The organism is Leptospira bandrabouensis (assembly GCF_004770905.1).
GTDB lineage: Bacteria > Spirochaetota > Leptospiria > Leptospirales > Leptospiraceae > Leptospira_A > Leptospira_A bandrabouensis.
Window position 1 is genome coordinate 81587 of sequence record NZ_RQHT01000003.1, and the last position, 19649, is coordinate 101235.

Annotated in this window: 20 protein-coding genes and 1 tRNA gene; 11 read left to right on the forward strand and 10 right to left on the reverse strand. The window is 38.3% G+C overall.

What is annotated here, in order from left to right; all coding sequences use genetic code 11:
* The first annotated feature begins 13 nt into the window (after positions 1 to 13).
* Positions 14 to 673: an arylesterase gene (locus tag EHR07_RS00820; RefSeq protein WP_135743320.1), complete on the forward strand. Its 660-nt coding sequence runs from the start codon at positions 14 to 16 to the stop codon at positions 671 to 673.
* A 143-nt stretch (positions 674 to 816) separates the two neighbouring features.
* Here EHR07_RS00820 and EHR07_RS00825 read toward each other — a convergent pair whose 3' ends face one another.
* From EHR07_RS00825 to EHR07_RS00840, 4 genes are all read right to left on the reverse strand, one after another.
* The gene (locus EHR07_RS00825; protein ID WP_135743321.1) at positions 817 to 1254 is read right to left on the reverse strand and encodes a type II toxin-antitoxin system VapC family toxin; all 438 of its coding nucleotides are present in this window, start codon (positions 1252 to 1254) and stop codon (positions 817 to 819) included.
* Positions 1254 to 1532 carry a type II toxin-antitoxin system Phd/YefM family antitoxin gene (locus EHR07_RS00830; protein WP_135743322.1) on the reverse strand — a complete coding sequence of 93 codons (279 nt, stop codon included), beginning with the start codon at positions 1530 to 1532 and terminating at the stop codon, positions 1254 to 1256. The genes EHR07_RS00825 and EHR07_RS00830 overlap by 1 nt, the downstream gene beginning before the upstream one ends.
* Positions 1533 to 1931: 399 nt before the next feature.
* A complete protein-coding gene (gene lsa25.6 / locus EHR07_RS00835; RefSeq protein WP_135743323.1) occupies positions 1932 to 2573 on the reverse strand; it encodes an Lsa25.6 family adhesin in 642 nt (213 codons plus the stop codon).
* Positions 2574 to 2666: 93 nt separating this feature from the next.
* On the reverse strand, positions 2667 to 3371 hold the full coding sequence (locus EHR07_RS00840) for a hypothetical protein (protein WP_135743324.1): 705 nt from the start codon (positions 3369 to 3371) through the stop codon (positions 2667 to 2669).
* A gap of 753 nt (positions 3372 to 4124) precedes the next feature.
* Between EHR07_RS00840 and EHR07_RS00845 the strand changes: the two genes are divergently transcribed.
* The 5 genes from EHR07_RS00845 to bla all read left to right on the forward strand — a co-directional run bounded on the left by EHR07_RS00845 (position 4125) and on the right by bla (position 8458).
* A tRNA-Gly gene (locus EHR07_RS00845) sits at positions 4125 to 4196 on the forward strand.
* A 62-nt stretch (positions 4197 to 4258) separates the two neighbouring features.
* Entirely contained in the window at positions 4259 to 5605 is a 1347-nt protein-coding gene (gene tig, locus EHR07_RS00850) for a trigger factor (RefSeq protein ID WP_135743325.1), read from the forward strand.
* Positions 5606 to 5608: 3 nt separating this feature from the next.
* The gene (clpP, locus tag EHR07_RS00855; RefSeq protein WP_135743326.1) at positions 5609 to 6211 is read left to right on the forward strand and encodes an ATP-dependent Clp endopeptidase proteolytic subunit ClpP; all 603 of its coding nucleotides are present in this window, start codon (positions 5609 to 5611) and stop codon (positions 6209 to 6211) included.
* A 16-nt stretch (positions 6212 to 6227) separates the two neighbouring features.
* Positions 6228 to 7508 (forward strand): ATP-dependent Clp protease ATP-binding subunit ClpX, encoded by a 1281-nt coding sequence (gene clpX, locus EHR07_RS00860; RefSeq protein ID WP_135570789.1) that lies wholly within the window; start codon positions 6228 to 6230, stop codon positions 7506 to 7508.
* Between the two features lie 104 nt (positions 7509 to 7612).
* Positions 7613 to 8458 (forward strand): subclass B1 metallo-beta-lactamase, encoded by an 846-nt coding sequence (bla, locus tag EHR07_RS00865; RefSeq protein WP_135743327.1) that lies wholly within the window; start codon positions 7613 to 7615, stop codon positions 8456 to 8458.
* Here the strand turns inward: bla and rktP are convergent.
* The 3 genes from rktP to EHR07_RS00880 all read right to left on the reverse strand — a co-directional run bounded on the left by rktP (position 8435) and on the right by EHR07_RS00880 (position 10585).
* Positions 8435 to 9529, reverse strand: coding sequence for an Arg-Lys translocation region protein phosphatase RktP (rktP, locus tag EHR07_RS00870; RefSeq protein WP_135743328.1), 1095 nt, complete (start codon positions 9527 to 9529; stop codon positions 8435 to 8437). The genes bla and rktP overlap by 24 nt on opposite strands.
* A complete protein-coding gene (gene tatC / locus EHR07_RS00875; RefSeq protein ID WP_135743329.1) occupies positions 9526 to 10242 on the reverse strand; it encodes a twin-arginine translocase subunit TatC in 717 nt (238 codons plus the stop codon). The genes rktP and tatC overlap by 4 nt, the downstream gene beginning before the upstream one ends.
* 73 nt (positions 10243 to 10315) lie before the next feature.
* The gene (locus EHR07_RS00880) at positions 10316 to 10585 is read right to left on the reverse strand and encodes a Sec-independent protein translocase subunit TatA/TatB (protein ID WP_135743330.1); all 270 of its coding nucleotides are present in this window, start codon (positions 10583 to 10585) and stop codon (positions 10316 to 10318) included.
* Between the two features lie 23 nt (positions 10586 to 10608).
* Here EHR07_RS00880 and EHR07_RS00885 point away from each other — a divergent pair, with 23 nt between their 5' ends.
* Positions 10609 to 12510 carry a hybrid sensor histidine kinase/response regulator gene (locus EHR07_RS00885; RefSeq protein ID WP_135743331.1) on the forward strand — a complete coding sequence of 634 codons (1902 nt, stop codon included), beginning with the start codon at positions 10609 to 10611 and terminating at the stop codon, positions 12508 to 12510.
* On the opposite strand, the gene EHR07_RS00890 is transcribed toward EHR07_RS00885, so the two are convergent.
* Positions 12490 to 13509, reverse strand: a complete 1020-nt coding sequence (locus EHR07_RS00890) for an alpha/beta hydrolase (protein WP_135743332.1) — start codon at positions 13507 to 13509, stop codon at positions 12490 to 12492. The two genes, EHR07_RS00885 and EHR07_RS00890, sit on opposite strands and share 21 nt — an antisense overlap.
* Before the next feature lie 10 nt (positions 13510 to 13519).
* Here EHR07_RS00890 and EHR07_RS00895 point away from each other — a divergent pair, with 10 nt between their 5' ends.
* Together EHR07_RS00895 and EHR07_RS00900 are read left to right on the forward strand one after the other, a co-directional pair.
* On the forward strand, positions 13520 to 13954 hold the full coding sequence (locus EHR07_RS00895) for a copper chaperone PCu(A)C (protein WP_244288895.1): 435 nt from the start codon (positions 13520 to 13522) through the stop codon (positions 13952 to 13954).
* Positions 13954 to 14523, forward strand: a complete 570-nt coding sequence (locus EHR07_RS00900) for an SCO family protein (protein ID WP_135743414.1) — start codon at positions 13954 to 13956, stop codon at positions 14521 to 14523. Before EHR07_RS00895 ends, EHR07_RS00900 begins: the two co-directional genes overlap by 1 nt.
* On the opposite strand, the gene EHR07_RS00905 is transcribed toward EHR07_RS00900, so the two are convergent.
* On the reverse strand, positions 14494 to 16440 hold the full coding sequence (locus EHR07_RS00905) for a M3 family metallopeptidase (RefSeq protein WP_135743334.1): 1947 nt from the start codon (positions 16438 to 16440) through the stop codon (positions 14494 to 14496). The two genes, EHR07_RS00900 and EHR07_RS00905, sit on opposite strands and share 30 nt — an antisense overlap.
* A 67-nt stretch (positions 16441 to 16507) precedes the next feature.
* Here EHR07_RS00905 and EHR07_RS00910 point away from each other — a divergent pair, with 67 nt between their 5' ends.
* Complete coding sequence (locus tag EHR07_RS00910) at positions 16508 to 16912, forward strand: thiol-disulfide oxidoreductase DCC family protein (RefSeq protein ID WP_135743335.1); 405 nt, start codon at positions 16508 to 16510, stop codon at positions 16910 to 16912.
* Here the strand turns inward: EHR07_RS00910 and EHR07_RS00915 are convergent.
* Complete coding sequence (locus tag EHR07_RS00915) at positions 16909 to 18381, reverse strand: ArnT family glycosyltransferase (RefSeq protein ID WP_238777482.1); 1473 nt, start codon at positions 18379 to 18381, stop codon at positions 16909 to 16911. The genes EHR07_RS00910 and EHR07_RS00915 overlap by 4 nt on opposite strands.
* 118 nt (positions 18382 to 18499) lie before the next feature.
* On the opposite strand from EHR07_RS00915, the gene EHR07_RS00920 reads away from it, so the two are divergent.
* On the forward strand, positions 18500 to 19648 hold the full coding sequence (locus EHR07_RS00920; RefSeq protein WP_135743337.1) for a PHP domain-containing protein: 1149 nt from the start codon (positions 18500 to 18502) through the stop codon (positions 19646 to 19648).
* Position 19649: the final 1 nt, after the last annotated feature.

Sequence of the window (19649 nt, forward strand, 5' to 3'; positions counted from 1 at the left end):
AATCTAATCAGTGATGCCTTACGTAATTTTTATTAGTTTTTTTCTTTTACTCACTTGTGGAAATTCCTCTGATCCCACAAACACGAATGTTTCTGCGACAAAAGAGGCAAATGAAACGAGAAGGATTATTTATTTTGGTGACTCTCTGACGGCTGGATATGGTCTTTTAGATTTCGAAGACGCTTGGCCCCATGTCCTTACCAAACGAATACAAGCGGAAGGATATTCCTATCAAATGACCAATGCTGGCGTTTCTGGCGACACAACGAGCGGCGGGCTTGGACGATTGGAATGGGTTCTTGCCGAAAAACCCTCTATCTTTGTTTTAGAGTTAGGTGCCAATGATATGCTTAGAGGCATTAGTCCCAGTGTTACCAAAGAAAACCTTCGTTCTATGATTCGACAAATTAAATCCCAATACCCAAACACCAAAATACTGTTAGTCGGGATGTATGCTACACCCAATATGGGGAAAAAATATGCAAGTGCCTTTAATGCAATTTATCCAGAACTTTCTAAAGAAGAGAATGTGCCCCTAGTTCCTTTTATTTTAGAAAAAGTGGCCTCCATTCGAAAACTCAATCAAAAAGATGGAATCCATCCCACAGAAGCAGGTCATAAATTAGTGGCAGAAACAGTTTATCCTTATCTGAAACCTTTGTTAGTAAAATAGAAGGGCCTATGAAGTAGGCGTCAGCTGATCATTATTTCTTCTTGCGAAAGGAAAGCATAATGGAGAGGAATGTAGCGAACTCTAAAGCGAGGACGTAAGTGCCGAAGCGAAGCAGTTATCTTCTATTATGCGAAGGTTTCCGTTTATTTCCAATCGTAATTACCGATATTTAAGCCATCTTTTTTTGCAGCAGTAGCTAAATTTTCGTCAGCGCTAAGGAAGAATGTTTCTTCTTCTAATTCATTGAATAGGATAATTGCAGAAACGAGGTGAATCGCATCGAAACCACGTAGTAGGTATTTTGAATGAATTCTTTCTAATTCCGAATTGATTGTATGATCAACATTAATTTTGACAAGTTGGTCCCAATCAGATTTGAATTGTTTTATGATCTTTTCTTTTACCTTGTCAGAGAAATTTTCGATTTTTTGTTTTTTATTTATAGTCGCTAGTATTTCCGAGTATCCTACTTGTGATATGGCTAGATATCTATTTTCCTTCCATATATTTAAAACAGTATCTGAAGCAAATTCATTAAAGTATTTTTTTACCAGAACGCTGGAATCTAAATAATAAAACATTAGCGGTCATTCAGTAAGGTTTCGGATGCTGGTATTTTTGACTTTGTTGTCAGTGGCGCAGCCGATTTACTTTTTTTTTCTTTACTTGGGAGTTGTATTATACCTTTCTCAGCTAAAAGATACATTTTATCAATTGTAGTTTTTTGTTTACTTGGTTCTTTTATTAGTCTAGCAATAGGTTTACCATGTTCAGTAACTATTACTTCGTCTCCAAGCCTTGCTTTATCGAGATACTCGCTGAGTTTTGCTTTTAAATCTCTCACTCCTACATAGATCATTATTTTTGCTCCAAAATTGTGGTTACAATTTCATGATAATGGTTACTTTATATAATAGCAAGACGAAAAAAGTGTCAAATAAAGTATCTCTTTGTTCACAGTCAAAGTTTGAAAACTTACGCATAACGAACTAGACTTATAAAAGTTCCCTGTCCCTGAGTCCCAACGGGACGTTAGGGACTGGCATGTAGCTTGCGGTAGGCAAGGCGAATACCAGAAAGGGAAGTAATTTAGTATTAAGTGTAATTTTGAGCTAAAGTATTGGTTTGAAAAAGCCTTTAATAGAATTAGCAATTTCTTCATCGCAAGCCATGAAAGCCATATACTAAACTAGGTAATGAAGAATACACTATTTCTTTAAAGCGATTTGGGAGTGTCCAGATTTTATCAATTCCCAACTTACGGTTGATATACGGCTTTGTACACTTTTTGTGTCACCTTTTCCGGATGAACCACCCAAGATTCTGCAATGGGAATTTTACGACTAGGACCTAAGTCGGTTAGGTTTTTAGACCGAATAAAAGCATCGATTTTTTCTAGATTGCCATTTCCTTCGGCCCAGATACGTATGGTGCCATTTTCCTGAACCAATTCCTCCACACGAGCCCCTAAAAAAATACGGACATTCATAAATCCATTTTCGTCAGTATCGAAGTCGGAGTAGGCAATATGTCCAGATGTGATTCCTGTTTTTGCGGTTTGGTTAAAATAGGTTTTTGTTTCCCAAATCCCGTTTTGATTTTCGTCAGACCATTCCACTAATTTTTGTGTCTCGGGCCCAAACCACAAACGACGTGTAGGTTGTTTTGTTTTTGGGTCTCTCCATTCGTTAAACAGAGGAAATGTTTTGGATTGGTCTTTTAAATCACCGTAAATCCAAGCTAGGTCATGGTAGAGGTTTCCCTCTTCTTTGGTAGCTAAGAAAAACCCAAGACCTAAGTCATTCCATTGGATGATGGCTTGGTTTTTCACTTCTGTGAATTGTAAGGGAGAACAGTAGAAAGATAGGCAGGAGATAGTGAGGATAAAGATTTTTTTCATATAGGGAAAAGTCAGAATCAAATAATGTTGAGAAATAAAAAAACCGGTCACTTAAGTGACCGGTCCTTAAAAACTTAAATTTCTTAAGAGTTCTTAGAACTCAGTTGCGAGAGTTGCGCATTTTGTAGTTGCAGCTGCAGAAGAACCGTAAGTACAAGAGGAAGATACTAGTTTTGTAGGTGGAGTTGAAGTTAACGCGTCAGCAGTAGTTTGGTCCAATGCTTTTACAGCAGTTGCACAAGATGCAGATACGTTTCCAGCAAGAGTGATAGCAGTGCTAAAGAAAAGGTCATTTAAACTACCAGGAGACATAGCAGCAATTTGTGCATCAGTTCTACCGTCTGTATTTTTTAGTTTCAATGCTGATTCTGTAACAAGGTTACCAACTGAGAATGCTCTTGTTTTCTCAACAGTGGCAGCAAAAGCAGAATCAGTTTGGTTGTTAGAGTTTGTAATCTGAGTGTTAAAGTAATTTGTTGTAAAAGTAGCAGAAGTATCACAAACAGATCCTGCTTTTGTGAAGAAAGCAAGGACGTTTGTTTTTTGAGTATTGAAACTTGCTTCTGCTTCTGCTTTTGTTTGGTTCACTTTACAACCACCTTTTGGAACAGTAGAAAGAGATACTGAGTAAGATGTTGTGCTGTTTCTAGTAACAGTAGCACAGTTACCACTTAATTGGTCATTTGCATAAAGCAAAAGAGCAAGTACAGGAGTGTCGTCTTTTTTATCTTCTTTACAGTTACCAAAAACCGCAGCTACGAAAAGTAGAGCGAGGAGGATAGATGTTGTTTTTTTCATTCGTGTTTCCTTATGGAATATTATCGCCGTTTGCCAGCGGGTACTAGTTAGTCGCAGATATGAAAATTGTGTCAAGAGAATTCGGTTTAAATACGTAATTTTTTGTAAACTTCTGTTTTTCTGACATTTTTCCATCCATACAAGGATTATGCGGTAGTATGGAATCAATCTAAAACACTTGTAACACCTGGATTCTCTCTAGTAGAAAATAACCTTACAAAGTGTTTTCCTGGTAATGAAACTGTTTGTAGAACTGTCATCACGCATTTTGGTGGAGCGGAAAGGGAAGAAAAGATCCAAAAATCGAAGGGTAGGTTATGAATTTTTCGCATAATCCTTGTATTTTGCGAATTTGAATCGAGGGATTTCCATAAAAAAGTTTTTCAATCGCGTTCACTGTTCACTATTGATTGCCAGTTGGTTCCTTTCAGAAAGAAAGAGAGACTTCCTTTTGGGGAATGGTATCGTGGTTTCGAATATAAAGAAATGCTTCTTAGAAAAAGAATCTTTCTAAAAAGTACATCGTTTATTTTAACAGGGAGGAATGTCCACACTACCCATTGGTAAAGTTGGGAATGCTATTTTTTATTCTAGCCTATGATGCTTGTTAGTTGGCGGAGTAGTTCCCCCGACCCGCGTCCCAAAATTTGGGGATCTGATTTTAAACCTTGCCGCCGATTTTCCTCTATCAATTTTTGCCTTTTTTCCTTGCCGATTTGCCCCAATTCCAAATGATGGTTTCACAAACCTTCTGCGGGAATAGCTCAGCGGTAGAGCATCTCCTTGCCAAGGAGAGGGTCGCGGGTTCAAGTCCCGTTTCCCGCTAATGAAGGTACGCTTCTTTTTCTTTCCACTACACTCTCTTTTTTTACACTGGATATAATACGATGGAATTTACGGCAAAAAAAAATAACAACGCAACCTGTGACTTAAGCATTCAATTTACCGCTGAAGAAGTCCGCACTGCCTACTCTAAGGCTTACAAAAATGCATCTGAAAAAGTAAAAATCCCAGGGTTTCGACCTGGAAAAGCACCTCTGAATATGGTCGAAAAAGTTCTTGGGGATTCCGTAATGGATGATGCTGCCAACATTATGCTCAACCAAGCAATGGCAGATTTATTTGATAAATTGGAACACAAACCAATTCGCCTGCCCCAATTCCAAATGGAAACCTTTGATAAAAATACTGGTGCCAAAGCCAAAGCCACTTACGACACCAAACCAGAAGTCACCTTACCGAAGTTGAAAAAGATCAAAATCCAACCCAAAGAAATTAAAATTTCTGATGCGGACATCCAAAAAGAATTAGAAGGAATTCAAAAAAACATGGCTCGTAACTCTTTGAAAGAAGAGGGAGAACCAGTTGAATCCTCAGATCTCTTAGAAATCAATTATAAGTTCAAAGAAACTGACAAAGAATACCCAGAACAAGGCCAAGTGGGCAAATTCCAAATGGGTGCTCCTCAAAACCCACCTGGTTTTGAAACGAACCTTCTTGGAATGAAACTAAACGAAACCAAAGAGTTTTCTTTCACTTACCCTGACTCCTACCCACAATCCCCAGAATCTGCTGGAAAAACCATCGTTTATACTGTAACTGTCACTGCGATTTACAAGGTGACTTATCCTGAAATCAATGATGATTTTGCATCGGAAGTGGATGGTTCTGCCAACTTACAAGAGTTAAAAGAAAAAACAAAAAAACAACTTGTTGAAATTTTCGGAAACGCACTGACGAAACGGGCCACCGATGATGCTTACAATGAAATCATCAAAGAATCCAAGTTCATCATTCCTGAGTCATTAATTTACGAAGAAACAGAAACCGTTTTCCAAAACTTTATGCGTGAATTCGGCCTTCCTGTATCATCCTTAGCAGACTACGCAAAACGATTGAATAAAGAAGAAAAAGAAGTTCGTGAATCTTTTTCCAAAGCCGCTGAAAAACGGATCCAAACCTATATTTTGAAGCAGAAAATCGCTGAAGACCATAAAATCCAAATTTCTGACGAAGAAGTAGAAGCGGGTTACGAAAAAGAGGCTTCTGCACAAGGAATTCCTGCCGAAACACTCAAAAAGGAAGTCCAAAAACAGAAGGCGGAAACCTACTACCGTGACAAATTCCTGTTTGATAAAATTGACGAGTTTGTATACGCTGAGGTAGAAAAGAAGTCGCCTAAGACTATTTCAACGGAAGAAGCTGAGAAAATTCTTAGCGGAAAAGAAGAGTAAACTATGTCTACACTCATGCCTTATGTAATCGAACAAACAAGCCGTGGCGAACGCCAATACGATATTTTTTCACGGCTTTTGAAAGATCGGATCATTTTCCTTGGATCTGCCATCGATGAAACCTATGCCAATGTCATTTCGGCACAGCTTTTGTTTTTGGAAGCGGAAAATCCTGATCGTGATATTTATTTGTACATAAATAGTCCTGGTGGGTACGTAAGCTCTGGTCTTGCCATTTACGATACCATGCAACTTATCAAACCGGAAGTAAGAACACTTTGTATTGGACAGGCTTCTTCAATGGCAGCTCTCCTTCTAGCGGGCGGTGCCAAAGGAAAACGTTCTGCACTTCCTAATTCTAGAATTATGTTACACCAACCCTATGGTGGTGCAGGTGGACAAGCTTCGGATATCGAAATTTCGGCAAAAGAAATCATAAAGATCAAGGACAAACTCATCGATCTTTATGGAAGACACACCGGAAAATCATCAGAACAAATTCGTAAAGACACAGAGAGAAATTTCTTTATGAGTGCCGAAGAAGCCAAAGAATACGGCATCATCGACAACGTCATCCAAGAACGCAAACAGATGCCACAAGCTTAAAAGAGGGGCTTACACCATGACCAAACGTCCAAGCCAAACGGGTAATTCCAGAGAAAAATTACATTGTTCTTTCTGCGGAAAGGCCCAGGATGAAGTAAGAAGGCTTGTCGCTGGTCCTGGTGTTTATATCTGTGATGAATGTATTTCATTATGTAATGAAATCATCGCAGAAGAACCGCAAGGTGGTGAAAAAACTGCCATTGTCGGTGACATCCCAAAGCCAACCGAAATCAAAAAAATCTTAGACCAGTATGTGATTGGCCAAGAACAAGCCAAAAAAGCTTTGTCTGTTGCCGTTTACAATCACTATAAAAGAATCTTCCATAACGAACGTAAGGCGGGGGATGTGGAATTGGAAAAATCCAATATCATGCTCATCGGTCCTACTGGTTCTGGAAAAACTCTTCTTGCGCAGACACTGGCTCGAATTCTCAAAGTTCCCTTTGCCATTGTTGATGCCACAGCCCTTACGGAAGCAGGTTATGTGGGAGAGGACGTAGAAAACATCATCCTTAAACTCATCCAAAATGCAGACAATGATGTCAAACGTGCGGAGATGGGAATCATTTACATTGACGAAATTGATAAGATTTCTCGTAAGTCGGATTCTGCATCTATCACTCGTGATGTGAGTGGGGAAGGTGTCCAACAAGCTTTACTCAAAATCATTGAGGGAACGGTTGCCAATGTGCCACCACAGGGGGGGCGCAAACACCCACACCAAGAATATATTCCTGTGGAAACCAAAAACATCCTCTTTATTTGTGGGGGAGCGTTTGTGGGTCTAAGCGACATCATCAAACAACGAGTTGGTGTCAAATCCATCGGATTCCATTCCAACGAAATCGTAAATGACAAAGGCCGTAAAATCGAAGAAGGGGAATCTGTAGTACACCATGTCATTCCTGATGACCTGATGAAATTTGGTCTGATTCCAGAGTTCATTGGTCGACTTCCGATCATTGCCACTCTCGATGAACTCACCATTGAAAGTCTCAAATCCATTTTTACGGAACCAAAAAATTCTCTTCTCAAACAATACCAAAAGATGTTTGATATTGAGAATGTAAAACTCAAGTTTACAGAATCTGCCATTGAAGCCATTGCCCAAACGGCCATTAAACGGGAAAGTGGCGCCCGCGGACTTCGTGCCATCGTGGAAGAGATAATGATGGAACTCATGTTCCAAATCCCTTCACGTAAGGATGTATTGGAAGTGGTTGTGACAGATGAAACGGTTCTGAAAAAAGACGCACCGATCACCATTCTCAAAGGCGATATCGAAAAAATCGCATAACCGTTCCAATTACAATTTCTAGATTTAAAATCTTAAATTTTGGATCTAGAGAAACTAGAAAAAACCTATCGGTCAGATAGGTTTTTCTTTTTTAGGAGTAACTTATGTTAGATTCCAGTCCCTTAAAAAACAGATCCCAGCAATTTTCATTACTACCTAAGATTCGATTCCATGTGGTTGTTTTCTATTTTTGTTTAGGGTTCTCTTTTTTTAATTGCCAACTTGGAAAAGTCGCTGAACCAGTTGCCACTCCAAAGGACCAAACGCAAATCCAAGATTCTACTGTTTTTCCCTCACATTTAGAGTGGAGTAAAATCAAAGAATCCGTTTGGATCCACCGTAGTTTCGGAACCTTTGGCGGAAAAGTTTATTCGGCAAATGGTCTTGTGGTTCTTTCAAACAAAGGAGTCGTAGTCATTGATACTCCTTGGACCGAATCACAAACAGAAGAACTATTTTCTGAGATCCAAACTAAGTTCCAAAAAGAAATTTTGTTTTTAATTGTGACTCATGCACATGACGACCGTATGGCGGGAGTTTCTCTATTTCACAAACGAAACATTCCGGTTTATAGCACTTCCTTAACAGCGAAACTAGCCAAGGAAAGAGGATTCGGAAAAACAAATCCTATCCTTGACATCCAAACAAGATTATCCTTGGGCAATCAATCAGTTGAGGTATTTTATCCTGGGCATGGGCATTCTGTAGATAATATTGTGGTTTGGCTTCCCGAAACTCATATCCTCTTCGGGGGTTGTCTTGTGAAGGCACTCGATGCAGAAGACTTAGGAAATACCAAAGAAGCCGATTTAAACGAATGGCCCAATTCGGTGAAACGGGTGTTATCTCGTTATCCAGATGCCGAGGTCGTGGTACCAGGGCATGGCGACTGGGGGAAGTTAGATTTACTTCGCCATACGATCCGTTTACTTGTTTCGCCGAACCACTAAAATCGAAAGTTTTTCCATGGGGTTTGTTAGATTTCTTTCAGCACCCAGAGCACTCATTTTTTTAGCAATGGCCAGTAACATCTGTCTAGAGGAACTAGGCCTTAAATCCAAAAGATAATCCACAAACTCTTCCATAATTTCAAAGGATGTGAGTCCAAACTGTGTGAGGGTTCTGTCACTGGCCCAAACTAAATAATCCCCAATTTCGATTCCATCTGCCATAGAAAGTGGATGTTTGTGGTTGGGATACCAATGGTCGTCTCCGCTTCCTTCGATCACTTGGATTCCGTGTTCAGAAAATTGGAAGATAGGCATGTCCATATAGTGTAAAAAAGACATTTTGTCTTCTCTACTGGCGATTACAAATGCAGAGATTTTTAATTTTAAAAATGTAAACTGGTGGAGGGCCAATTTTAGTTTTTCCAAAATCTCTTCTGTGGAAAAAATACCATCTCCCAAAGAGGAAATGATCCCATGAATATAAACTTTTTCAGAAGACTCTAGAATCCCTGGTTCCATATGCCCTGCAAGGATTCCAAAAATTCCATCTTTGGCTCTGACGATTCGAATATAGTCTGCACCCGCATAACGCATGACAGATGGAAAAACGGATACATCGAACCCATGAATTTTAGGAATATGGACGTCGGGGATTTGTTTGTTTATGGAAGCTGCTTGGTTCGTTTTCCAGTCAAATTTGTTTTCAAATTGTTCCTCGCCGAAACTTTCATCTCCCTGAAGAAGGGTAAATCGAACTGATTTGTAGATTTTGTATTCTTCCGAATCTTTATTTAGTTTTTGAATGTCTTTCGGAAGTTCAGTGTCTTGGATGTGGGCAATGACATGAAGAATGTATTGGTATAAAAATCCGAGGAAATAATAGGTTAAAAATCCAAGCAGGAGCGAAAATACAAAAGAGGAATAAATTCCCACCAAATTAAAGTTAAGTGCATTTTCTCCTTTGGGATTTTGCCAATGAGTGAATGTAAATTCTGCAAATAAAAAATGAATGAGGAAAAAAAGAAAACTAATGATCCCTAAGAGTACAGGAAGTTTAACTCGAAAACTCATTTGCGATCTGTGGTTTCCAATACTTTCATAATGATAGCAGAAAGAAAGAATAGAAAACTAAGAGGAACAAGTAACATTAACATAGAAAAAACATCAGGGCCTGGTGATAAAACTGCAGACACAACGGCAATGATAAGGACAGCTTCCCTCCATCGGGAAATCAAAAACCGGGAAGAAAGGATTCCAATCCTACCGAGTAGGATGAGAACAATCGGTAATTGAAAGGAGGCACCAAACACTAGGTGCAAATTAAAAAACAAATCATAATATTCGTCAATCGGTAAATACGGGTCCACTCCATCGGGTCTGAGAATCACAAGGAAAACTCGAAGGAAGTTTTCAAAGACCGTAAACCAACAGAGTGCAAGACCTGACCAAAAGAGTAAGGTAGAAAATAGGATGATGAATTTACCCCATTTTTCTGTCCTTGGGTCCACAGCCGGTGCAATGAATCCCCAAAGGATATAGAGTAAAAATGGTAAAGAAACAAGGACCGATAAGATAAACGATGTTTTGAGATAAATCAGAAACGGAGCCATAAGCTGGATCTGAAAAAAATGGGCATCGGGTCCTAAAACAGATTTATAGGGTTGGATGAGAAAGGTATGGATTTCACTTCCAAAATACAAGGTGGCTATCATAAAAACTGACACCACTAAAATGGAATAAATCAACCTTTGGCGGAGTTCTTCTAAATGATCCCCCAGGGACATGTATTTTTCCCTGGTTTCAGAATCCTCCGGTAATGGAAGTGCGGTTCTTTTTTTCCCGGCCAAAGTTTAAATCTTATGCTTTTTTCTTTTTTCCAGATTTGGAAACGCCCGTAGAAGCGGACTTTGGTTCTTCTTGGGGAAAACTAGTTTGCGTTGGTTCGTCTTCCTGTCCTGTTAAGGATTTGCGAAATTCTTTAATTCCAGAACCTAAATCTTTGGCAAGGCTGGGAAGGCGTTTTCCGCCAAAAAAAAGTAACGCTAAGAAGACGATGAGTGCAATCTCCCAAGGTCCCAAATTAAAAAAAGCAATAGGTGCTTGAAAAGAAAACGGATTGGATGGCATATTTCCCTCTTAAGGCAAGAGTTATGCAAACGAATCTAGAAGCAAGCGGAATGATAGAATTCTTTAAGGTCTTGCCCAATCTATTTTCCGGTGGTGTGTATTTAACAGATCCAAAATCCGGGAAAATTTTATTTTCGAACGATTTTTTTAAAAACAATTTGGGTTGTCACAAATCCACTGAGGAATGTTTGGAATCCGATCTTTTACAATGGGTCGCAGAAGAAGACAAAGCCAATTTTAAGGAACAGTTTCTTTTCCCAAATAAACATTTTGATCGGGACACCATACAAGGTGATTACAGATTTCGAATGCCGAATGAAATTTTAGTGAGATGGTTTCAGTTTGAAAAACGAAAAGTAAACATTCCGAAAATGGATTCACAATTACAAATTGTTTTTGTTCGAGATGTGACCAATGAAAAAACAAACGAAATCAATATTGTCGAACAAATTCAATTTTTTCTTGGTCTCTTTGAAAATGCATCTGTCGGGATGGCTCTGCAAGATTGGGAAGGTGGTTATTTTCGCATCAATCCAAGGTTTACGGAAATCACAGGATATAGTTTTCAAAATTTAACGGATTTGAATATCAAACGGATCAAAGGGGAATCTATATCCGAAGAAGAAATGGAATATTTTAGTTTTTTTAAAGAGGGAGTCGAAGAGTCAAGGTTAACAAGAAAAGATGGTCGGCGCATCAATGTGTACCGGCGGATCAGTGCTTTTCGTAACTCACAAGGCAAACCAGATTTTTATTATGTTTTTTTGGATGACGTGACTGAAAAAAAACAACTCGAATCTTATCAGTTGCATTCGCAAAAAATGGAAACCATTGGAAGTTTAGCAACCAATATCGCACATGATTTGAATAACTACTTACAACCCATTCATGTTTTCTCTCAGTTGGGTGAAGAACAAATTAAGTTGGGAAAATTTGACGAATCCAAAATTTTAGAATATTTTGGAAAAATTAGAATGGGAGCAGATAATGCTCGTTCGATGATCCATAGGATCATTCAATATTCAAAGGTAAAAGACGAAAATTCCTCTGCAAAAATTGAAATATCTTCGGTGATTGAGTCTGCCATTCCTCTTGTAAATGCAGGCTTACCGAAAAATGTAGAAGCCCAATTTGATTTTTACAAAACTCCTCTTTATACAAAGTTGGATGCGGTTCGGTTTTCTAAAATCCTTTGTGAATTGACTTCGGGCGGACTTCTTGTTTGGGATGATCGAAAGAGAGGACTGGTTCGAATACAAACGTCACCCGCAGATGAATATAAACTTTTAGTTTCTATGGAATTTGCTGGGCTTTCTTTACCCAGTCTTTCTGGTTTAAATACACTGGACTTTGTCAATTTTGGTGAGGAAGAATTTCAATGGACAGGAATGCACCTAATCAATCGTTATGTGAAAAATTGGGGAGGTGAGTTTTATATCGAAAAACCGGAACCAATGACAGTTCTGATTCATATTTTTTTGCCATTAGAGGAAGGACAGATCCTACTCGGTGCCAAAAAAACAAACCAAGAAAATAAACCTAAAGATGTTTGGTCCGTGATTTCTGAAAAAGAAATTTGGATTGTGGAAGATGATGAAGCGGCTAGTGAAGCGATTAGTTTTGTTCTTTCTCAAAAACAAATTTTTCCCAAAGTATTTCGAACGGCAACTTCAGCCTTAGAAAATGTAAAAAATATAGTTCCTGATTTTATTTTATCAGATTACCGGATGCGAGAGATCAATGGCCTTAGTCTCATTCGAAATATCAAAAAGGTAAATCCGAATCTTTCTGCGATTCTTTATACCGGAAATATGGAAGGACTTGATTCGGAAGAGTTGGATAGAGAAGGGATATTGGTTCGTTCGAAACCAATATCCGTAGATGAACTTTATGAAACGATTTTGTTATCGTTTGGTTTTCTTTGATTTTTTAACTTCTTCGGCACCCGTTGTATCTTTGATAAACTGAATTAGCTCTTTTTCGATTAGTTCTTTGTCTGATTTCACGTATTTGGAAAGCAAAACATGGGCTCCGTTTTCAATTTTTAGAAGTTTGTTTTGAGGATTGTGATTTGGTCCCGATTGAATTTGCTCGAAGGCATGTAACATTGCTGGAACAGAGGCAACAAAATCATGGTCTGTTTCTGATTTATAGTAGTACATGAGTAAGGTGGGAGCTGTAATGCGAGGGAACGGATTGTCTTTGTCTACAAATCGTTTTAAATCTAAAAGATTTTGAATGGCACCATAATACTGATCTAAATACCAATATTTGCCCGATTCATCTTTGGGGTCGGTTTTGGAAATACGCATTTCCCCTTTGATGGCATTGATAAAAGATTTTCCCCAATGGAAACGAAACATATGCGCACTTGGATCATCAAAATCATAAAATGGGGAAGCAAGGACGAGGGAATCCACAAGCTCTGGATGTTTCGCTGCTAAATAAGACGCAATGTTTCCACCCATACTGGTTCCAATGAGAACGGTTTTCTGTCCGAGCTCTCTTGCATAAATCAAACTATCTTCTGCATCTTGAAGGTATTTTTGAAAGTTAGTATGTAAGTGGTCTTCTGGATTCGTTCCATGCCCAGGGAGTCTTAAGTAATAAGTATTGGCCCCAAAGTATTCGGAAAGTTTGTTTGTGACCTCTTCGCCTTCTCCACGACTCGCACCAAATCCATGTATATAAACAATGGCAATAGGAGTTTTTTCTTCCGAAACACGGATGAGAAGTTCTTCGTTGTTTGGCCTTGTATTTTCTTTGGCACTGATTTGTAGTTCGTTTTGGTAAAAGGCATCAAAATTTTCGAATTTCCTAGAGGAATCATAATTGTATTCACTGATAGACCAGTTGTAAGTGGATACTAGGAATGAAGATAGAATGAGAGTGATGGCTATCACCCATTTGATTATTATTCTCATCGAGGTTCTCTTGTTACGAAAGATAAATATCACAAATGCAGGATTTCTGTTTCTAATTCAAGTCAATTTGTTTGTTTTCTGTCACAAACCGACAGAACCCATCCGACTCTGGATGACACCTCCACCAGAAGTAGCAAAAACTGCTGCTGTTTATGGAGAGATTAGAAATCCTTTTGAAGTGGATGTGGAGATTCGAAACATTGTTAGTAACCATTACAAAACCGTTGAGTTTCACGAAACCTCCTTAGACAACGAGACTCAAGTTGCCAGGATGCGTAAAAAGGAATATCCTATCCTTTTGAAAGCAAATCAAACGATCCAGTTGATGCGGTCTGGAAATCACCTGATGTTATATGATAAAGAAAATGTTTCTGGAAATTTAAAATTAGAAATCCAATTTTCTAACGGAGAAACTCGAACAGTAGTTGTGGAAAAGAATCAATGATGAAAAAAAACATAGTCTTAATTTTGTTAGTTGGAATTTCAATGATAGGTTGTGGTTCGAGTTTAGAATTCACAGAACTTCCCATTGGTGGAAACATTGAAGCAAAAGATAAATCGGGACAATTCGTGTCTTTTAAATCGTTTCAGGAACCAGTTTTATTGGTATTTTTTGGATATACTTACTGCCCTGATTTTTGTCCTAACACTTTGGCAAAAATAAAAGCAGCTGTTGAACCACTTTCTGCTGAGGAAAAAACTAAATTCAAAGTGGTTTTTATCTCTGTAGATCCTGTGCGTGATTCTCCGGAGACTACCACAAAATATGTGCAGTTTTATTTACCACAATCGATTGGACTTTCTTTTTCGGAAGACACAACCAATCAAATTCTGAAACAATATGCTGCCTATGTACAAAAAACGGAAGATGGTCAAAGTTTTGACCATTCCACTTACATTTATGTTTTGGATAAAAATCGGAAGACAAGGAAGTTAATCAAGTCCACCGATTCCAAAGAAGTCATCACAAAATCAATACTTGCCTTAAGCGGCGATTCCGTTCAGGCGAAGTAAGGCATCGATCTCTGGATCTCTTCCGTAAAAATCGCGGAAAAGATCCATTGCGTTCCCAGAGCCACCTTTTTCTAAAACCGTTTTTCTGAAATGGGCAGCATGTTCTAAATCGAAAACACCTTTATCGACAAACGAATAGTAGGCGTTCGCAGAAAGAAGTTCTGCCCATTTATAGGAATAATACCCTGCGGCATAACCACCGGCAAAGATATGAGTAAAAGAATTTTGAAATTTATTATAAGTTGGTGGGAATACAACTGAAAATTCTTTCCTGACTTGGTCTAAAATTTCCTGAACTCTAAACTCTGTTGGTTTTTCTAGATGGATCAACATATCAAACTTTGCAAATTCGATTTGTCTTACTACTCCCATTGCCGACATAAAGTTCTTGGCCTTTACCATAGTTTCAATATAAGAATTTGGAATTGGTTCCTTCGTTTGGTAATGTTTGGCGAAGAGTTCTAAAACTTTTGGTTCATAAGCAAAGTTTTCTAAAAACTGAGAAGGGAATTCCACGGCATCCCACTCAACCCCATTCACTCCACTGACAAAGGCTTCGTTGACACGAGAGAGGAGGTGGTGAAGGGCATGTCCCAATTCATGGAAGAGAGTGACCACATCGCTTGGTCGTAGAAGTGAAGGTTGTGTTTCAGTTGCTTTCGGGAAACTGGCTACAACAAAGGCAACAGGAAGTTCTCTTTTTCCCGTTTCATCTTGAAAATGAGGTTTCCAATTGTGCATCCATGCCCCACCTTTTTTTTCGGTTCGGACTTCTAAATCTAAGTACAAACGAGATCTGGTTTCTCCATCTACGACTAAGTCATAACAGAGGACAGACGGTTCCCAGACGGAAGTGTTTACTTGTTTGAATTGGATTCCTAAAAGTTTTTCTAAAAATAAAAAGGTTCCTTGGATGACTGTTTCTTTTTCAAGGTACGGCCGATAAATTTCCTCATCATAAGAAAAGGATTCCTTTTTTAATTTTTCAGAGAAATAGGTAAGGTCCCAAGGTTCTAAATCATTGTGGCCGAGTTTCTTTGCAAAATTTTTAATTTCATTTAACTCTTGTAAAGCGATTGGTTTTGCTTTTTTCCCCAAATGGTCCAAAAACTCTATTACTTGTTCTGGAGTATCAGCTACTTTGGTAGCCAAACTCAAATGAGAAAAAGTAGGAAAACCAAGGAGTTTTGCTTCCTTGTCACGAAGTTCTAATATTTCCTCCATTAGTTTTCCATTTTCTGGCGCCCTTGTACAATACCCATCATAGAGTTTTTTTCGAATTTCTCTATTTTGTCCGTAGGTCATATAAGCAATGTAAGATGGGAATTGTAAGGTGAATTTATATCTACCATCCTCCATTTTTGCTGAAATTTTATCACTTTCAGGAAGACCTTCTACATCGGCTTCTGTGAGATAGAGTGCAAAAGCATTGGTTGCATTTAAAACATTCTGAGAAAATTGGTTGGAAAGGTCAGACAAACGAACCCGAATTTCCTTTAAGGCATTTTTGGTATCGGTACTAAGCCCCACCCCTGACAAACGGAAGTCACGAATTTCATTTTCTAAAACTTTAGAAGCTTCTTGGTTCAAATTAGGTTCCGTGGATTGAATTTTTAATAGTGTAGAAAAAATCTCTTCGTTTTGGCCAAGGTCCGTATAATACTCGCTAAGTTTTGGTAATAACCTGCTATAGATAGTTTGGCTTTCTTCGTTATTTTTTACAGAATTGAGATGGGAAATTTCTGTAACCAGGTCTCCCAGTTCTGTTTGGATTCTTTGGTAGGGTTTAACAAAGTTTTGAAACGTAGGTTTGTCTATTTGTAATATGGATTGAATGAAACTTTTGTTGGACTCCATTTTTTCTAAAATGGCAGATTCTTTTTTTGGAAGATTTTCAGAATGAAATTCAGGAAACATAGTGGCCTCTATTGTTTTAGACTCGATTTCAATTAGTTCTCTGTCAGTTTGGAAGTAGAGGGAAAGGATGCCACCGGAAAAAAGTAAAATTGTTTTCTTTGATGGGGTTTGCCATTTGTGTATGGGTTCGGTCCAGTTTCTATTGAAACACAACCAAAAAGAAAATTTATATTTTTCGGCGATTGGTTCTGATGTTTTCCATTCTCTAATCTCCATAAACATGGTTTCCAAACTCCCCGATAGTATCCTCTATTGGAAGGAAGGGGAGATATACGCAGAATCTGATGCTATTTTGCAATTGGTTCTTGAATTAAAATTTCCTTGGTTTTTGTTGTATGGATTTAGGTTCGTTCCTCGTTTTATTAGAAACTTTCTCTATAGGTACATTGCCAAACATAGGTACCATTGGTTTGGTAAAGCAGAAACCTGTATGATCCCTTCACCAAACCTTAAAAAACGATTTTTGAATTAGTTCTCCTTCGTTTTCACAAGCCTTAGGTTTAGTTTTTTATTACGATCGTAGGCAAAAATCGAAAACGGCTCTCCGATTGTTTCCCATCCAAGTCCTAATCCTTTCCAAAGTAAAAAATCGGATTCAGTGACAAGGAGATAACCCTTTGTTGTTTGGATTTCTTCCCAGGTAATTTCTTGGATCGGCCTGTGGTAATAATAAGCAAAACTGGGAATTCCAAGACCACCAAAAGAATGTAAGGTTTCGTTCGGAGGAATTAAATTTTGGATTGAAGCCGCAGTCTTCTTTGTATCCATTCGGAGTTCCGAAAACTTCGGAAGGATGATAAAAGAAAAAACAGCAATCATAATCAACGCAACTGTCAGATACAATCGAAACATATAGATTTGATTGTGTTTTCTGGAAAGTTGGTCACCGAGGATGATGGCAAGGATAGGATAAGCAGACAAAGGATAAGAAGGAAGTTTACTGGCCAAACATTCATAAAAGATCCAAGAAAATCCAAGTCCTATTAGTAAAAACCGTTTTGGTGTAAAATGGGAATCGATTCCTTTCCAATTCCAAGGAAGTAGGTTTTTAAAAAGTTTTAAACCTCCCGTTTTTAAATAGGCAAACAATTTCCATCCATATTCATTTAAAAAGGAAAGATAAATTCGAGTCCAAGGAAAAAGTGTTATAACAAATAACATAAGATAGGTGCCAGGAGGACCTGATTGTCCAAATACTGGATCTGTAGCCCTTCGGAAAATATACCAATCCAACATCCATCGGATGAGAACCCCATTGTCTTTTTGCCAAGAAAAATATCCCCAAAGAAGAAGGGGAGTAAGAGAAACAGGTAACCATAAAAATGGATTCAGTTTCCACACCCTAAAACGGATTTGGTTGATACTCAAAAGAAGGACACAAGTTCCCCCAAGGAAAATAAGGATTGGTGGTCCTTTTACAAGTAGTCCCAAACTTACAGAAAGCCAAAACAAAAATACAAATCTTATTTTATTAGATAAAATCCAATGGTAAAGCGATACAAAACCTAACATACTAAAGAAAACTAAAAGGGAATCCACTAAGGCAATTTTTCCGTTTAAAGGAAAATACAATGAAAAACTTAAGATACTGAAAGCATAAAGTGCGGTTCTCTGCCCGTACATAACATTTGTAAGATGGTATGTTAACAAACTTGTCCCTAAAATACAAAGAGCCGGGAACATTCGTAAAACCCATTCTGTAGGGCCGAAAATCTGGAAAAGAAAAGAGGTAATCCAAAAATGGAGAGGTGGCTTTCTGTGTGGTGTTGAATAAGGGAAGTCCATGGTCAGGTAGTCCCCCGTTTCCATCATGGACCTAGAAAACCCTGCATAGGCTGCCTCGTCTTGGTCGACCAGGGGTGAGGAATTCCCATAAAATAAAAAAACTACTAGTACAGAAAGTAGGAAAAGGAAGGTGCGGTGGACAGAAAAGAATTTCACAGTCTCACGAGAGAAATACCTATCTTGTTTGTCAAAGCAGAAATGAACCCTAGCTTTTGTATTCATTTTGTAACAAAACTGGAATCAAATTGGAAAGAAAGATAGATAGAGTTTTTTTATGCTTTTCAATGTTCCAGGATCCATTGCTTATTCAGACCATCAAACAGCAGTGCGTCCCTCTCTATGGAAGTACAGGTACATTCTGATTTTGTTATCATTGCTTGGGATATTGACTTGTTACCAATTAGCGGTTGTTTTACTCCTTAGGAAGACGATTGTTTTGCCAGCATCCTCCTTTCAAGGTTCAAAAATTGTAAATCCATACCAAAATTGGAATGGGGAAGGTCAGGAAAAAATCTCCCTACATACCCATTCCAATGAAGTATGGTTTACTCCCGAAAGACATACTGTAAAAGAAATTCAATCCGAATACAAACGAGAGGGTTTTTCGAATCTTGCTATCACTGATTATGGTCAGGTATCCGAAACTGACAATCCAGATTACATTCGAGGAATGGAATGGGGACAAAATTTAAAAAAACGGCACCTACTCGCCATTGGGATTAAGAAGTCTTTTTATGATTATTTTCCTGTTTATGCGAGTCGCGAAAATTTAAATTGGGTGATGGATCGTATGAAAAAGTTAGGTGGATATGTGATTGTCTCGCATCCAAAACTTTTTGATTCGTTTTCCAGAGAAGAACTAATGGCCATCGATGGATTTCAGGCAGTGGAAGTATATTCACCGTTTGGCGATGATCCAAAAATTTTGGATTCTCTTCTTAGCCAAGGACGAAACATACATTGTATGGCAAGTGATGACTTACATTATTTTCCAGAAAATTCCATCAAAAGTTTTGACCAACCTTTTTGGAAAGATTTGATTCAAACTTTAGGAAACCAAAGATCTAGAAAGGGAGAGAGTTTTTTGCGTTATATTGTTACAGAGGAAGGTAAAAAGGACCAAGCTTCTGTAATCGCTTCGCTACATTCTGGATCCTTTTATTGTGTGAAAAAATTTTTTCAAGGAGCGGATGATCCTAAGGTTCCAAAAATTTTTGTGACAAAAGAGAATACCATCCAAGTGAATTCTAAGGAAAGGTATTTGGAGATTCGTTTTATAGGACAAAAAGGGGAAGTGTTACAAGTAAACCCTGACACAAACAGAGCTGAGTATCGTTTCCAAGATAAAGATTCTTATGTGAGGTTGGAGATGATTGCCCTTACAGGTTCTATCCTCTCCAACGCTATTTACCGAAGTAATTAAA